This window comes from Amycolatopsis circi (genome assembly GCF_003385235.1).
Classification (GTDB): domain Bacteria; phylum Actinomycetota; class Actinomycetes; order Mycobacteriales; family Pseudonocardiaceae; genus Amycolatopsis; species Amycolatopsis circi.
The window spans coordinates 1-16,135 of record NZ_PQIA01000180.1; the positions used below are offsets into that span (position 1 = coordinate 1).

At 64.2% G+C, this 16,135-nt stretch carries 14 protein-coding genes; 11 read left to right on the forward strand and 3 right to left on the reverse strand.

What is annotated here, in order from left to right:
• Positions 1-162 precede the first annotated feature (162 nt).
• From D0D37_RS42130 to D0D37_RS42145, 4 genes are read left to right on the forward strand one after another with little or no spacing between them, the layout of a single operon-like run.
• On the forward strand, positions 163-1,779 hold the full coding sequence (locus D0D37_RS42130; protein WP_116206163.1) for an NERD domain-containing protein: 1,617 nt from the start codon (positions 163-165) through the stop codon (positions 1,777-1,779).
• Positions 1,776-4,934 (forward strand): helicase-related protein, encoded by a 3,159-nt coding sequence (locus tag D0D37_RS42135; RefSeq protein ID WP_116206164.1) that lies wholly within the window; start codon positions 1,776-1,778, stop codon positions 4,932-4,934. The genes D0D37_RS42130 and D0D37_RS42135 overlap by 4 nt, the downstream gene beginning before the upstream one ends.
• A gap of 5 nt (positions 4,935-4,939) precedes the next feature.
• Entirely contained in the window at positions 4,940-6,823 is a 1,884-nt protein-coding gene (gene drmB / locus D0D37_RS42140) for a DrmB family protein (protein ID WP_208720526.1), read from the forward strand.
• Positions 6,820-7,923, forward strand: coding sequence for a DEAD/DEAH box helicase (locus D0D37_RS42145; protein WP_116206166.1), 1,104 nt, complete (start codon positions 6,820-6,822; stop codon positions 7,921-7,923). The genes drmB and D0D37_RS42145 overlap by 4 nt, the downstream gene beginning before the upstream one ends.
• Positions 7,924-8,943: 1,020 nt before the next feature.
• Here D0D37_RS42145 and D0D37_RS42150 read toward each other — a convergent pair.
• Positions 8,944-9,288: a hypothetical protein gene (locus tag D0D37_RS42150; protein WP_116206167.1), complete on the reverse strand. Its 345-nt coding sequence runs from the start codon at positions 9,286-9,288 to the stop codon at positions 8,944-8,946.
• Positions 9,285-10,199, reverse strand: coding sequence for a mycothiol conjugate amidase Mca (mca, locus tag D0D37_RS42155; RefSeq protein WP_116206168.1), 915 nt, complete (start codon positions 10,197-10,199; stop codon positions 9,285-9,287). The genes D0D37_RS42150 and mca overlap by 4 nt, the downstream gene beginning before the upstream one ends.
• Before the next feature lie 195 nt (positions 10,200-10,394).
• Here mca and D0D37_RS42160 point away from each other — a divergent pair, with 195 nt between their 5' ends.
• The 3 genes from D0D37_RS42160 to D0D37_RS42170 all read left to right on the forward strand — a co-directional run bounded on the left by D0D37_RS42160 (position 10,395) and on the right by D0D37_RS42170 (position 12,426).
• Positions 10,395-10,835: a DUF4307 domain-containing protein gene (locus D0D37_RS42160; protein WP_116206169.1), complete on the forward strand. Its 441-nt coding sequence runs from the start codon at positions 10,395-10,397 to the stop codon at positions 10,833-10,835.
• A gap of 189 nt (positions 10,836-11,024) precedes the next feature.
• Positions 11,025-11,525 carry a transcription elongation factor GreA gene (greA, locus tag D0D37_RS42165; protein ID WP_116206170.1) on the forward strand — a complete coding sequence of 167 codons (501 nt, stop codon included), beginning with the start codon at positions 11,025-11,027 and terminating at the stop codon, positions 11,523-11,525.
• A 97-nt stretch (positions 11,526-11,622) separates the two neighbouring features.
• The gene (locus D0D37_RS42170) at positions 11,623-12,426 is read left to right on the forward strand and encodes an MBL fold metallo-hydrolase (protein ID WP_116206171.1); all 804 of its coding nucleotides are present in this window, start codon (positions 11,623-11,625) and stop codon (positions 12,424-12,426) included.
• Here the strand turns inward: D0D37_RS42170 and D0D37_RS42175 are convergent.
• Positions 12,410-12,880 carry an Lrp/AsnC family transcriptional regulator gene (locus tag D0D37_RS42175; RefSeq protein ID WP_009083170.1) on the reverse strand — a complete coding sequence of 157 codons (471 nt, stop codon included), beginning with the start codon at positions 12,878-12,880 and terminating at the stop codon, positions 12,410-12,412. The two genes, D0D37_RS42170 and D0D37_RS42175, sit on opposite strands and share 17 nt — an antisense overlap.
• Before the next feature lie 121 nt (positions 12,881-13,001).
• Here D0D37_RS42175 and hppD point away from each other — a divergent pair, with 121 nt between their 5' ends.
• The 4 genes from hppD to D0D37_RS42195 all read left to right on the forward strand — a co-directional run.
• Positions 13,002-14,201, forward strand: coding sequence for a 4-hydroxyphenylpyruvate dioxygenase (gene hppD, locus D0D37_RS42180; protein WP_116206172.1), 1,200 nt, complete (start codon positions 13,002-13,004; stop codon positions 14,199-14,201).
• Between the two features lie 197 nt (positions 14,202-14,398).
• Positions 14,399-14,959, forward strand: a complete 561-nt coding sequence (locus tag D0D37_RS42185; RefSeq protein WP_116206173.1) for a YbaB/EbfC family nucleoid-associated protein — start codon at positions 14,399-14,401, stop codon at positions 14,957-14,959.
• Between the two features lie 30 nt (positions 14,960-14,989).
• Complete coding sequence (locus tag D0D37_RS42190) at positions 14,990-15,295, forward strand: type VII secretion target (RefSeq protein ID WP_116206174.1); 306 nt, start codon at positions 14,990-14,992, stop codon at positions 15,293-15,295.
• A partial coding sequence (locus D0D37_RS42195; protein WP_425267029.1) for a WXG100 family type VII secretion target occupies positions 15,295-16,135 on the forward strand: 841 nt, incomplete at its 3' end. The genes D0D37_RS42190 and D0D37_RS42195, both read left to right, overlap by 1 nt.

The following is a 16,135-nucleotide window of genomic DNA, read 5'->3' on the forward strand; positions in this document are numbered from 1 at the left end:
CCATAGTCCCTCCCCCCGCGCAGCCCCATCCCGACTACGCCCGCTCATAGTTCATCATCCATCATTCCGGCCAGACCAGCGGCACTTTTATCAAGCCGCGTGAGGACAAGCCCGAGGACTCGGTATGTTGAAGGTGTTTCGACGCGACGACGGGGAGAGTTGATGCGGGTCATCCCGAGCGAGGTCTCGAGCATTACCAAGAGCCAGGGCGAACGCAGCGTGTTCGCCGCGCTCAAGGAAATCCCCAACCAGGAAAGCGTCGCGTTGCACTCTGTCCATCTCGGCCGGCATCGTTGGAAGCGCGTCGGCGAGATCGACTTCGTTGTCATCACTCCCGACATCCTTCTCTTCATCGAAGTCAAGGGCGGCCGTGTCGTACAGAAGAACGGGCAGTGGTACTACGGACCAGCCGGCCGGGAGGCGGGACCAAAAGAAAGCCCATTCTCCCAGGCCAGCGGCGGAATGCACGAGCTCGAACGGAAACTCGGCACGATGGTCGGCGACCTCAGGGACCTGGGGGTCCCCAGCGGGTATCTCGTGATCACCACCGACATCGATCTGGACCGCACAACCGAATTCGAGCCGGAACAGTATCTGGGCAGCACTGCCTACGCCGGCGGCCGTGGTCTTGAACAGGCCATGAAACGAGCCGCCCGCTTCTGGCAGGGCCGCAACAGATGGGCGCGCACCCCGGTCTCGGGCGGCGTTCGTCGAAAGATACTGGACGCGATCCGCCCGGAATTCGATCTTGTACCCAACCTGCAGTCCCGGCTGGCGGATCTCGACGTCGTGTTCGAACGCCTGACGAACGAACAGATGGACCGGCTCGACGAGCTGGACTCCAATCCACGCCTCATCTGGACCGGAGGTGCGGGCACTGGCAAAACGTTCCTCGCCGCAGAAGCGGCACGTCGGAAGTCCGCCGTCGGCAGTGTCCTGTTCACCTGTGCGAGCAGCACACTGGCTGCGTACCTGACTCGAATCCTCGCCGAAGACGCGATCACCGTCCTGCCTTTCGACCGGCTGGACGAGGTCAAGCACCGCACCTTCGACCACCTGATCCTGGACGAGGCACAGGACCTGATGACCTTTGACAGCCTCGAAGTTCTAGAAGAGCTCGTTGCGGATGGCCTCGAAGAAGGTCACTGGATCTTCATGCTGGACCAGAACAACCAAGTGCTGGCTCCGGACTCCTACGACCCCGATGCCTGGGACTACTTGCGTACGTTGGGCTCTGTATACGGGCCCATGAAGCGCAACTGTCGCAACACCGTGCAGATCGTCAAGCAGGTACAGCAATTCACCGGAGCCGACTTGGGCATCGCCTCTGCCGGCGAGGGAAGCCCAGCCCAGTTCGTCGACTCGAGAGACCCTCAACACGAAGCCGAGCTGTTGGACAACTATGTGAACGAACTCGTCCAGCAGGATGTCTCGGTACAGGACATCACCCTGCTGTCTGCGTCGGGCAACTGGGAGACGAGCTCAGCCCGGCTTTCTCGACGCGCGTCCAAGATCCAGCGCTTCATCGACATCGTCGGCTCCGAAACCGCCAAGCATCGGCTCACCTGGTCGTCAATCGCCGACTTCAAAGGCCACGAGAGTCATATCATCTGCCTGATCGACCTCGAGCCCGAGCACTTGGACGGCAGGCTCGATGCCATCTACGTCGCCTGGACCAGGGCACGCGCTCAGCTCTGGATCTCTTGCCGCCCGAACGTCCGGAAGAAGCTGGCGACTCTAGGTACGACCGTGCTGGAGCGAAACGGCGGACTGAAATGAACGAATTTGCCGCGCGCATCACCAGCCATCGCGACGAGTACGTGGCCTATCTGCACCGGCAGCTGGTCGGCCCCCAACCGAACGAGACGGAGACGCTCGTCGACCCGCCCGACCGGCGTTACCTGATGGGCACGTTGTACCCCCGCGGAGCCTCCATGCTGGAACACACCCAGGAAGAAGGGGAAGAGGGGTTCCACGAGGCCGCGGCGGGTAGCGGTGAGGAGGACAGCTTCGCTGAAGATCCAGTGGCCGAAGCGAACGCTTGGCTTCCGTCTTCGCTCGGCTTCTCCTTCTTCACCGACGCCCGTCGAATCGAGGTTTCTTGCGCCGCCTCCCGCTATCTGACGCTCCGCGATGGCGGACGCCGCAGTTGGCAGCGGCAACCGCGCCTGTCTACGACGAAGTCCATCGACCTCGACACGTTGAGCCCGGTTCCTTGTCTGGACGGGCATGGTCGTCTCCATGTGCGGTGGCGGCCCTTCGGCAATGGCCATCTGGTTACCTGCGTGCTGGCCAACGAACATCAGGAGGACGAGAGCCGCCACAAAGACCGGGATCTGATGCTCTTTCAGGTCGAGCTCCAGGCGACGACGGAAGACGGCACCGTGCTGGAGTACCCGAGCACGCGTCTGAACAGTCGCGACGAGGAAGAGCAGGAACTTCGCGTCCAGTATCGGCACATCGTAACCAGGGCTGTGGGGCACGGTTGCGCTGTCGAGTGGAACGACAGTTCCGACCAGGTGACCACCGTACGAGCGCAGGTCATGCCTCAGCAGGTGGTCGAGCACATCAAGCCCGACGGACCTCGCGATCTGCCCGCACTCAACCTGGCCCACCTCTCACAGGCCGAGCTGACGCCGGATGACCTGCGCGCCGAGCTGAAATCCTTCGTCCTCGGATACCGCACCTGGTTCGAGGGCCAGCAATCGGAGGCGAAGACTCTGCGACCGTGGGCCGCCGAGCCGGCCAGGCGACTCCTCGACCGAATCGGCACCGCGCTCGACCGCATGACCTCCGGTGTGGAAGCACTTACCGCATCGACACCTGCAGCGGGCAAAGCACGCGAGGCGTTCCGCTTGGCAAACCGAGCGATGGCACTTCAAATGCTGCACAGCCGCCCGGAACTGGCGGGAAGCCGTCGTCGCAGGGATAGCGAGGTGCTCGAGCTGAACGAGCCCCCCACCGACTACGCATGGCATCCGTTCCAGCTCGCTTATTTCTTGCTCGTCGTCGAGAGCCTGATGAACCCTGGACACGAGGACCGACGCACTGTCGACCTCATCTGGTTCCCGACAGGCGGCGGAAAGACCGAGGCTTACCTGCTCACCGCCTGTTTCGAGATCCTCTTGCGCCGGCTCCGATTCGGCGCAAAGGGGGGCGGCACCGCTGTGCTGAGCCGATACACCCTCAGCCTGCTGACTACTCAGCAGTTCCAACGTACCGCGACCGCAATCTGCGCCCTCGAGTACATCAGGGCCGGAAAGGACGGTCCGCTGCCGGACGATCTAGGCGAGGAGCCCATCTCCATCGGGCTCTGGGTCGGTCAAGAGACGACCCCGAACAAGATCTCCGCCGCGGAAGTGGAACTTGATGAACTGAAGCAGATGAGCACCCCGGATGATCGGTTTCTGCTGGAACGATGCCCGTGGTGCGGCACTGAGATCGTTCCAGCGCGAGGCGGCCGGGTGAAGGACTTCGGGATCCGGGCCGATGGGATCAGCACCTCGTTCTTCTGCCCGCGCAACACCTGCGATTTCCACGAGCAGCTCCCGGTGGCGGTCGTGGACCAGCAGATTTACCGTGACCCGCCGACCTTCTTGCTCGGCACTGTCGACAAATTCGCGAGATTGGCGTGGGAGCCGGAGGCGGGTCGTCTCTTCGGCGCTGACGGCAGACGCGCACCCTCGCTGGTCATCCAGGATGAGCTGCACCTGTTGGCAGGCCCGCTGGGCACTACAGTCGGCCTCTACGAATCGGCCGTCCTCGAACTGTGCGCCTGGGGAGGCACGCCTCCGAAGGTAATCGCTTCGACAGCGACGATCCGACGCTCACAGGAGCAGATACGAGGTCTCTACGGCCGTCCCGTACAGCTCTTTCCTCCGGCAGGGCTGACAGCCGGGCGCTCGTACTTTGCTTCGCCTGACGAGGACAAGCCCGGACGACTGTACGTCGGTGTCATGGCACAGGGACACACCGCTTCGACAGCAACTGTCCACGTGGGAGCAGCCGGACTGCAGGCACCTGTGGCGCTCAGCAACGACGAAGCTCTGCGCGATGCTTACTGGACCGTAGTTGCCTATCACAACAGTCTGCGGGAGCTCGGTCGAACCGTCACCATCGCGCGGGACGATATTCCGGCGCGGCTGGAACACTTGACGAAGGACAGTTCCGAGCAACGCAAGCTGGAGGACAGCGACGTCGTCGAACTGACCAGCAACGTTCCGCGAGCCGAACAACCACGGCTTCTCGAACGCTTGGGGAAGCCTTTCAAGGAACGAGACAGCGTCTCTTTCCTCGCCACGACCAACATGCTCTCGGTGGGCGTCGACGTCCCGCGGCTCGGCCTCATGATCATGAACGGACAGCCCAAGACGACGTCTGAGTACATCCAGGCCACCAGTCGCGTCGGCCGACGCAAAGTACCTGGGTTAATCATCACGTTGTTCCGCTCGTCCAAACCGCGTGACCGCTCCCACTACGAGTCGTTCGGCGTTTATCACCGTTCGCTCTACCGACATGTTGAGCCCACCAGCGTCACGCCATGGTCTCTGCCGTCTCGAGACCGGGCGCTCCACGCAGTACTCACTATCCTCATGCGGCACGGCGCGGGCCTCAACGCGGAGAACAAAGCAGGAGACATCCTGCAGCACGCGGACGACCTCGCGCGTGTACGCGAGCTCGTGGTTTCCCATGTGCAGCGCGCCGATCCGAACGAAGCCGATGCCGCGGCCGCGCAACTGGATTCCCTGATCGAGGAATGGAAGCAAGAGGCGGAAAATGCCCGGGGCGAAGGCAGGCGCCTCTACTACAAGCCGCAGGGAAGAACACAGACCGCGCTGCTCACCGACTTTGGCAAGCAGGAAGGAATGTGGGAGACGCCGCAGTCCATGCGAAACGTCGACCGTGAATGCCTTATCGCCGTCAGGGGAGCGTGAGACTGATGAAAGATATTCGCCGAAAGGTTCGCAGGACACAGACCATTGCCCCCTTTGGGGTCGGCGGGATCATTGATCTGCGCGGCGAGTCGTTCGTGGCCGCCGACATCCGCAGCTGGGCCAGCAGCGGAGACCCAGTGGATTCACCTCGACTCGCGGAAAAACTTCAGGTGGAAAGATTTCGCTCCGCCCCCGTAATCCCGTCCGGAAAAGCTGCCTACGTATCACGAAATGGACCTTCGTACATCCGATTTCCCACCTGGTTGTTCTGCCCTCGGTGCAGGGTCATGAAAAAATGGCACGCCGGACTCGAAATCAAAGACAAACACCCCGCATGCGACCGATGTCCAGGAACGCCACAGTTGGCACCCATGCGTTTTATCCAGGTATGCCGCGCCGGCCACCTAGCGGACATCGACTGGCGACGGTGGGCGCATTCACAAAGCGAAACCCCCGATCAACGCCAATGCCAGGTCTACCAGCTTCGATTTATCGCCACCTCCGAGTCGTCCGGCCTCGACGCCCTGCTGGTCGAATGCGGCTCCTGCAGGGCCAGCCGCAGCCTGGCCGGGATCAGCCAGAAAAACGTCCTCAAACAGTTGCAAAGCAGATGTCGCGGAACTCATCCATGGAATAACGAAAACGACGAAGCAGACAACTGTGAGGAAACACCTCAAGCAGTACAGCGCGGTGCCTCAAATGTATACTTTCCAGTCACCCACTCAGCCATTGACATTCCCGAAACGTCAAGACTTCCAGACGGCGACGAGCTCGCTCAAAAGGTCGTTGACCACAAATTCTGGCCAGATTTTACCAGCGCGATCGACGGCCCTCTCGTCGACCATTTTAAAAGCATTATCGCCATTCAGTGCAGCGTTTCAGAAGAATTTGTCGAATCAGTGCAACGACGCGCGGCCAAGAATTCCTCAGTGTGGCCTTCAACCAATTCGGATGACGACCTCAGCATTGCCGAGTGGGAAGCTTTTTCCACTCCGGAATCGGTCACGAATTCAAAAACTTTCTCTGTGCGCCAAACTCTTCTCGGGGTCAACCACGCCGATTCCCGCTCAATGCACGAGCTCGACGCGGCAATCTCCACCGTGGTGATAGCGGATCGAGTACGCGAAGTCCGCGCCCTGGAGGGGTTCTCGCGGTACGAACCAACCCCGGGCGAGGACGAAGAGGGCGGCCGTCTAGTTTCGGTCAACACCGCGCGTCGAACCAGGTGGCTGCCTGCCGTAGAAACTTACGGCGAGGGAATTTTTATCTCAGTAGACGAATATCGCCTCGCCTCCTGGGAGGAAATCCCGTCAGTACGAAATTGGACGCGAAGGATCGAGCGCGACCTGGATGCCTCTTTTAAGGTCGACCGGTTGCGGGCAAAGTCAGGACCAGTGTTGCTACCGAGGTTTGTAATGCTGCACACCTTGGCTCACCATTTTATCCGCCAGCTCTCCTACGACAGCGGATACAACGCGGCTTCGCTACGGGAACGCGTCTACGCCAGAAGCCATTCGCCGGGCAGCGGGCATCCACCGCAAGCGGGCGTGTTCGTCTACACCGCTGCAGGCGACGCGGAAGGAACGCTCGGCGGCCTCGTCCGACAGGGCCAACCCCCCTATCTTGCCGAGACCTTGATCCGCCTGCTCGAATCGGCGCAGTGGTGTTCACAGGACCCGCTATGCGCCGATTCGACCGGTCGTTCACTTGCCAACCTCAACCGAGCCGCATGCCATGCCTGCACGCTCCTTCCGGAGACCTGTTGCGAGATCGACAATTCCATCCTGGACAGGACGCTGTTAGTCGGTGGCAACGACGTTCCAGGGTTTTTCCAGGAAACTCTCCGCGCTGCACTGGAAGAGTCGGCGGAGACCGTGAATCGGTCATGAGAATTCCCTCTCTCTTGGAACTTGGGATCGAGCAGCAGAAAGTAATTGACCTTCCGTTCCAAGGCTGTCACGTCATCACGGGTTCGCCCGGCGGCGGAAAGACTGTTACAGCCGTCTACCGCGCCTGGACCCTGGCAGTCACCGGCCGCGACGTCGTCCTCATCACTCGGTTCGATCTGCTCCGTCAGCATCTTGCCCAGCTGGCTCCCGATCTCACCGAGGCAGTCGACATCACCACCTACGAATGGTGGGTCAGGGACTTTTGGCGGGAACGCTTCGAGACAGATCCGCCCCGATACGACCAGGACGAGCGGGGCTACGACTGGATCGAGATGCAGCGCAGCTGCATCCTCCTGAACGTGGCGGCGACGACCACGCACCTGGTGATTGACGAAGGGCAGAACCTCCCACTCGGATTCTACCAATTGTGCCAAGTCCTCGGCGTCGACGTCACGGTATTCGCAGACGAGAACCAGTGCATCAGCCCCGAGCACAGCACGTTATCTGAGATTCGACGAGCGCTCGCCGCAGAGATCGAACCCCTTGTGCTGCCGAACAACCACCGGAATAGCCGAGAGATCGCATTGCTTGCGAGCGAGTTCCGCACAGAGCCTCACACCGAGACCGCCTTGCCAGCGCGGGTCGGGCCGACCCCAGTTGTCATCAAAGTTCCCTCTCTTGATGCTCTCGCCACCGGCATTTTCCAATACTTCAATGCCTATCGATGTCGGACCATCGGGATCATTTGCAGAACGACATTTCTGGTGCGGAGTATCCAGAGTAAGCTGACCAGAGTGGGCCTAGCGGCTCAGACCCAGGCCTACGTCCACAATGATCCCTTGCGGCACGCCGTCGACTTCGCGAAGGGTAGAATAAAGATCGTCAGCGCAGCCAGCATCAAGGGCTTAGAATTCGATAGCGTCTTCGTGCCGGATTTGGATTCATACGACGAAGACCCCACCAGCATCGATGCCCGCCTGCGCTTCTTAACGATCTGCACTCGCGCCCGCGAGGATCTTTACTTGGCCCATCGCGCTCCGCGGGAACCTGCAATCTTGTCAACTGTGCCAGCTTCTTTGCTGACCCGAAGAGAAGCATGACTCGGCGACTCAAACAAGTCGTCCAGGACCGCTTCGTGCGGCGAGAAGAAAGCCATTGCGCTGGCCGGGCAAGACCGTAGCCGCACAGGGCGTTGGGCTGCCTCAACCACGCCGTCCACGATGCTAGGCAAGCCACTGACTACCCAGAGAGCCAGTGGCGCTGTCATTGGCCGCGCCTGCTGCCAGCCGGCTGCCTCGGCACCGCGAGTCGCGCTGCCCGCGCCAGAGCTTGGCAAGGCTTTCTTATTCATCGCCTGCAGAGCCGCGCATCCGCGGGCCGGCCGTCGCAGCTCCTGCGCCATCCGCTCATCGGCGCGGACCATACCGACCGCATTTCGCAGGCAAACCGGTCGAGCGAACCTGCGCTAGGACTGGTCGCCACGGATAAAATGCCATTCGACGCGGCACGTAGGCGGCCATGGCGTCGTGCCGAGTCCGCGGGAAGCCGCACCATCGGCATCGACAAGATCCCCGCCGATGGTGCGCCCCAGCGGGCAGCAGACGCCGAGCTGCGAACTGCAAGCCAGCCGGGCGATCAGCGGGAACAGTCCTGTTCACCTGCTACTTACAACGTGTTAAGCCAGTACAAGCTGGCGGTACCGCCTTCGCAGCCGGTTCCCGGGTGCTCGACAATTGCACAGCGAGCAGCATCGACTCCCCCGCCATCGCCGACGGGCCACGCCAGCGCTGAGCCAGCAGCATCCTCTACTACACCGTCACGATGCGCCCGCCGCCAGCACCAACTGCCCCGATTGGTAGGGGCGAGCAACGGCCGAAGCTAACTCGACCTGCTGGGAACTGGGGTGCCAGCTCGGCGCTGTCGGAGAACCTACTGACGACGTTGAGCCAGACGTTCGCCTGAACCGTCAGCCAGGCCCTAGCGGCCGTCCGAGGACAGTGCGTACTGTCACACCTGGTAAGTCCCCTGCAACATATGTGCCGAACAGCAGGCTTGGGCACGGACCAGTCGGGCCGAATCTCGTCGCGATCGACATAGCTCGGCCCGCTTCACCACACTGGTCAGTCGCTTTTTTTGGCGGCCGCCGCGTCCGACTTCTTCTCTGCAGCGGCTGCCGCCTCCGTTGCCTCTTCGGCCGGTTCCGGCTCAGTCTCAGCGTCCGCCGAAGCAGAACCGGCCTCTTCCTTGTCGAACGTCTGCGGCACCTTCTTCAGGTGCTTGCTCATCGACCGGACCAGGAAGACGACCGCGATCAGGAACAGGATCAGCACCAGCAGGCCGACCGGCGAGGACTTGCCGAAGTCCTCGCCCTGGCCGCCGTTGTCCCCGCTGTCCGGCTGCTGGGCCAATACCAGCGCCGACGCGGTGAGCGGGACGACCGCGACGGCCGGCACACCGAAACTCATGGGCTCACCTTCTCCTTGATGCCTGCGAACAGATCGTCCTCCGGCAGCGTGCTGTCCACCAGGGAGCGGTTCAGCTCGTACTCCTCAGTGGGCCACACCTCGCGCTGGATCTCCAGCGGAACCGCGAACCAGCGGCTGGTCGGGTCGATCTGCGTGGCGTGCGCCTTCAGCGCCTCGTCGCGCACCTCGAAGTATTCCCCGCACTCGATCCGGGTCGTCACCCGCTCCATGATGTCGGCGCGGGCCGGGTCCCAGGACTTGAGCCACTCCTCGTACGGCGACTCCAGCCCGGCCTCCTTGAGCGCGGTGTCGAACGCCACCATCCGCGCCTTGGAGAACCCGTGCATGTAGTACAGCTTGAGCGGCTGCCACGGCTCGCCTGCCTGCGGAAACCGCTCCGGGTCGCCCGCCGCGTCGAAGGCCGCCATCGACACCTCGTGCGTGCGGATGTGGTCCGGGTGCGGGTAGCCGCCGTTCTCGTCGTACGTCGTGACGACGTGCGGGCGGAACTCGCGGATCACGCGCACCAGGGCCTCGGTGGACTCCTCCAGCGGGATCACCGCGAACGAGCCCTCCGGCACCGGCGGAAGCGGGTCGCCCTCGGGCAGCCCGGAGTCGATGAAACCCAGCCAGCGGTGGCTCACGCCGAGGATCTTCGCCGCGCGCGCCATCTCCTCGCGGCGGACCTCGGTCATGTTCGCCAGCACGTCCGGCCGGTCCATGGCCGGGTTGAGGATGCTGCCCGCCTCGCCCCCGGTACAGGTCACGACCATGACCTCGTGCCCGTCGGCGACGTATTTGGCCATGGTGGCGGCGCCCTTGCTCGACTCGTCGTCGGGATGGGCGTGCACCGCCATCAGGCGCAGTCGCTGCTTGCGGTCTTCTGTTGTCAGCTCGTCGGCTCCCACCATGGTCCGAACGGCCCTTTCCTGTCCTGTTATTCCGTGACACCTGGTTGCGCCGCGGTAAACCGCCCCGGCTCCGCGCCGCCGGAACGGGTCGCGGATACTCGACCAGGGTGGTGCCCCGGACCGGCCGCACCGCCTATTGTCCCCAGGGGTACGACAAGTTTGACCGGAGGCCCGGATTTGCGGAGCGGGGAGACCGTGACCACCGAGGGCGACGCCACGCCGGCGCGGCCCGCGGACCGGTACGGCACCGCGGGCAAGGGCAAGCCGTCGAAGCGCTGGCGCAGGTGGCTTTTCGTGGCCGTCGCGCTCATCGTGAGCTGTGCGATCGGCTGGATCTACTACGTCAACCTCGGCCAGACCCCGATCGACGCGGAGCGCATCGGCTTCGAGGAGCGGCCGGGCGACGCGATGCAGGTCACCATCAACGTCACCCGGGACGACGACAGCAAGCCCGGCGTGTGCGTCGTCCGGGTGCGCGACAAGTCCGGCGCGGAAAGCGGCCGCCGGGAGGTGCTGGTTCCCGCCGGGGCCGGCCACAGCAGGGTGAGCACGGTGGTGAAGAGCATCGGACTCCCGGTGACCGCCGACGTGTTCGGCTGCTCGTATTCCATACCACGCTATCTGTCAACCCCGTAGCGGCCAACGGAGTGAATTGCGCGGCGAGCGTCCGCGCGGCGTGGAAATGGACCGGCGTCGACCTGTCCTGCCGTGATACGCTCGTACACCAGCACGGCCCCCGACGGGCCGTGTTTTTCCTTTTATCTCAGCCGCGTGCGTACGCGGTGGCCGGCTTGTACACCCAAGCCTGGCAGGCCCTACGAGGAGATGGTGACCGTGAGCGACACCAAGGTGACCTGGCTGACCCAGGATGCCTACGACAGGCTCAAGCACGAGCTCGACGAAATGATCGAGAATCGTCCGGTCATCGCCGCCCGCATCAACGACAGCCGCGAAGAGGGCGACCTCAAGGAGAACGGCGGCTACCACGCGGCCCGCGAAGAGCAGGGCCAGGCCGAAGCCCGGATCCGGCACCTCCAGGAGCTGCTGCGCAACGCGAAGGTCGGCGAGGCTCCGGAAGACGACGGCACGGCCGGCCCCGGCAAGGTGCTCACCGTCAAGTACGACGGGGACGACGAGGAGGAGAAGTTCCTGCTCGCCACCCGTGAAGAAGGCGCCGAGGGCGCGCTCGACGTGTACTCCCCCGAGTCGCCGCTCGGCAAGGCGCTGCTCGGCGCCAAGGAGGGCGAGTCCCGCGAGTACGAGCTGCCGAACGGCAAGACCATGAAGGTCACCCTGGTCAAGGCGGTGCCCTACAGCGAGTCCTGACTCGTTTCCGCCGAACGCGCGCCCGCCCGGTTTCCCGTGGCCCGGCGCGCGTTCGGCGGTCTAGCGTGTCTTTCAGCAGAACCACTGGAGGACACCGATGAGCACCCGACCGCTTTGCCTGACCTGCGGGACGCAGTACGCCGCCCCGCGCGCGGACTGCCCGATCTGCGAGGACGAACGCCAGTACGTCCCGCCGGGCGGCCAGCAGTGGACTGATCTGGCGGCGCTCCGCGCGAACGGCGACCTCAAACCGCGGGTCGAGGAGCAGGGTCCGGGCCTCGTCGGCGTCGGCTCGGATCCGAAATTCGCGATCGGCCAGCGCGCGCTGCTGGTCCGCGCGGCGAGCGGCAACTTCCTCTGGGACTGCTCCGCTTACCTCGACGACGAGCTGATCGGCAAGATCACCGAACTCGGCGGCATCACCGGCATCGCGATCAGCCACCCGCACTACTACACGACGATGGTCGAATGGGCGCACGCCTTCGACGTCCCGGTCTACCTGCACGAGAACGACCAGCAGTGGATCGGCCGCCCGGACCCGTCGATCCAGCTGTGGACCGGCACGACGCTCGACGTCTCGCCGGATCTCCAGCTGATCAACCTCGGCGTGCACTTCCCCGGCGGCACCGTCCTGCACTGGCCGGACGGCGAGGAAGGCCGCGGTGCGCTGCTGACCGGCGACATCGTGCAGGTCATCCCGGACCGTACGCACGTCGCTTTCATGTACAGCTACCCGAACCTCATCCCGGAGCGGCCGAGCGTCGTACGGCACGCCGCGGAACTGTTGGAGCCGTACGCCTTCGACGCCATCTACGGCGCGTGGTGGGACGCCATCGTGCGTACAGACGCCCATAACGTCGTACAGCGCTCCGCGAAGCGCTATCTCACGTACGTGTCCTAGCCGTTCGTTCAAGCAGCGGCCGCACTCGCGGCGGCACTGGTGTCGACAACGCGATCGAAGTCGACGTACGCAAGACATCCGGCACACCAACCACTTCGTCGATGACGCGTTGCAGATCGTCGTTGTCGCGCGCGACAAGGCGTACGAAGAGGTCGCCTTGTCCGGTGGTGGCGTGCACTTCGCACACTTCGTCGATCGCAGCCAGTGCCTCCGCGACACCGGCTCGTTTGCCCTGCGCGATTTCCAGCACGGCGAACGCGGTGAGGCTGTATCCCATCGCGGCCAGATCGAGTTCCGGCGGGAAGCCGCCGAGGATGCCGCGTTCGGTCAACCGGTCCAATCGCGCCTGCACGGTGCCGCGCGCGACGCCGAGCCGGCGCGCGCATTCGAGCACGCCGAGCCGGGGCGAGTCGGTGAGCAACAGCAGCAGCCGCGCGTCGAGCGAGTCAAGCACCGGTTTTCTCCCTGCACAGGTTGTCCAAGATGACCGAGCTTCTCCAGGATAAGCTGAACACATTGTCCAGCTGAAACGGAAACCGTTGCGCAGCTTGCCGGGCGCAACTCATGCTCAGTGCATGACCTCCACGATGGATCCGCACGGCGCACTCGACGACGTCAGCTATGACCAGCTCCGCCAGCTCGTCGGACTGGTGGACCACGACGCCTCGACCGACCCGTTCCCGGTCAAGGCTCTCGACGCGGTGGTGTTCGTCGCGGGCAACGCGACCCAGACCGCGTGGTTCTACCAGGTCGCGTTCGGCATGCAGCTGGTCGCGTACTCCGGCCCCGAAACGGGCCAGCTCGACCACAAGGCCTTCGTGCTCAAGTCCGGTTCCGGGCGCTTCGTGATCACCGGCGGCGTGAAGCCGGACTCCCCGCTGCTCGACCACCACCGCCGCCACGGCGACGGCGTGATCGACCTCGCCCTGGAGACCACCGACGTCGACAAGTGCATCGAGCACGCCCGCAAGGAGGGCGCGACGATCCTCGAGGAGCCGCACGACGTCTCCGACGAGCACGGCACGATCCGCCGCGCGGCCATCGCGACCTACGGGGAGACCCGGCACACGCTCATCGACCGGTCCCGCTACAACGGCGTCTACCTGCCCGGCTACGAGCCGCGCGAGGGCACCGTCAAGCGGCCCGAGGGCGCGCCGAAGCGGCTGTTCCAGGCGGTCGACCACTGCGTCGGCAACGTCGAACTCGGCAAGATGGACTACTGGGTCGACTGGTACCACCGCGTCATGGGCTTCGTGAACATGGCGGAGTTCGTCGGCGACGACATCGCCACCGACTACTCGGCGCTGATGAGCAAGGTGGTGTCGAACGGCAACCACCGGGTCAAGTTCCCGCTCAACGAGCCGGCGATCGCGAAGAAGAAGTCGCAGATCGACGAGTACCTCGAGTTCTACGAGGGCGCGGGCTGCCAGCACATCGCGTTGGCCACCAACGACATCATCGCCACCATCACCGCGATGCGCGAGGCGGGCGTCGAATTCCTCGACACCCCGGACTCGTACTACGACGACCCCGAGCTGCGCGCCCGGATCGGCAAGGTGCGCGTGCCGATCGAAACCCTGAAGGAGCACCGGATCCTGGTCGACCGCGACGAGGACGGCTACCTCCTGCAGGTCTTCACCAAGCCGATCGGCGACCGGCCGACCGTGTTCTACGAGCTCATCGAGCGGCACGGTTCGCTCGGTTTCGGCAAGGGCAACTTCAAGGCCCTGTTCGAGGCCATCGAGCGGGAGCAGGAGCGCCGCGGCAACCTCTGACCCTCTCCCTCTCTTCCCCGGCCCGTCCGCGAACCTCGCGGGCGGGCCGTTTTATATTACGGCGCGCAACCAGAAGTTCGCGTACAGTAGTCATGAGTACATAGAAACCGCGCCACGCGGACAAATCGGCACCGCGTGGAACCGACGGGGGCGCGCGTCCGTCATTCTGGAGAAGTCACCGTGGAGAAGGGGGCCCGATGCCCGACAGCATCGACGCCAGCGAGCAGATGGTCGAGGGCTGGACGAAGCAGCTCCAGCAGACCGCTGCCCGCTACCAGGCGATGGCCGAGCGCATGCAGGGCCAAACCGTCACCGAGCGGTCGAAGGACGGTTCGGTCGAGGTCACCGTGGATGCCAAGGGACTGCTGAAGAACCTGGTGCTCGCGGACTCCGCGGCAGGCAAGAAGATGGCCGACGTCTCCGCCGAGGTGATGCGGCTCGTGCAGCGTGCGCAGGCTCGGATCCCCGAACTGTTGCAGCAGGCCGCGGCCGAAACCGTCGGCGGCGACCAGACCACGGAAACTCTCGTGGCCGACGCGCAGCGGACGTTTCCCGCGCCGCCGGCCGAGGAACCGGCCGAGTCCGCGTCCGACCGGGTGCGCCGGTTCCTGCCGGAGGACGCCGAAGAAACGGGTGCCGCCGCGCCGCCGCCACCGCCGCGCCCGGCAGCCCCGCCGCCTCAACCACCGCAGCAGCAACGCCGCCGCCGGAGTTCGTCGGACGATGACGACGACTTCGGCGGGTCGATCCTGTCCTGACTCCAAGCCGTTCCAGGGGGAAGAAAAACGATGGCACCCAGGGGTTATGAGATCGGCGGCGATCTCGAGGCGCACGCTCGTCAGCTCGACGGGATCGCGGACGGGCTGAAGCAGGCGGTCGACGCAGCGAACCAGGTCAGCATGCCCACCGACGCGTACGGGATCCTCTGCCAGCCGTTCCGGATGATGCTCGACCCGGTCGAGAACTACGGGATCAACGCGCTGGAGAACACCGTCACGGCGATGGACGCGCAGGCGCAGAAGGTGCGCGACGCGGCGAAGGCGTACGACAGCTACGAAGGCGAAGCCGCCGGTTCGATGAAGGCGAGCGACTGATGCCCGACGCCAATCCGCTGGTCGCGGAGTCCAAAAAGGACGGCGACGGGCCGGGTCCGTTCACCGAGGGCAACGGCGACTACGGCTACGCCACCGGCATCAACATCGCCGAATCGGCGACGGACGCGTTCAAGGGAATCGCGGACGGCGACTGGGTTTCCGGCGGCCTCGGCGTCGCGAGCCTCGCCGGTGAGATCGCCGGCGCGGCGATCGACCCGTTCGGCTACCTGATGTCGTCGGTGGCGTCGTTCCTGATGGAGCACGTGCAGCCGCTGAAGGACATGCTGGACTCCGTCGCGGGAAACCCGCCGGTGATCCAGTCCTACGCCGACACCTGGGGCAACGTCGCGAAGTCGTTGCAGGAACGGCAGAAAGACCTCGAGAACGCGGTCAAGACCGGCACCGCGGAATGGAAGGGCGACGGCGCGGACGCCTACCGGAAGTCCGCGGCGGAGGCGGCCGAGGCGATCGGCGGCGCGGCGACGGTCGCGAGCGCGATCGGCACCGTCACGATGATCATGGGACAGGTCGTCGCCTTCGTGCGCGGCCTGGTGCGCCAGCTCATCGCGGATCTGGTGGGCAAGCTGATCTCCTGGGTCATGGAGGAGGTGTTCTCGCTCGGTTTCGGGACGCCGCTGGTGGTCGCGCAGGCCGTCACCGCGATCTCCAAATGGGGCGAGAAGATCAGCGAACTGCTGACGAAGCTGTGCGAGACGATGCGCCGCGTCTCGCCGCTGCTCGGCAAGCTCGCCGAGGTTTTCACGAAGATCATCAAGGTGCTGGGCAAGCTGGCCGGCAAGGTCACCGGCCTCGACGTGATCAGCACGAAGAACATCAAGG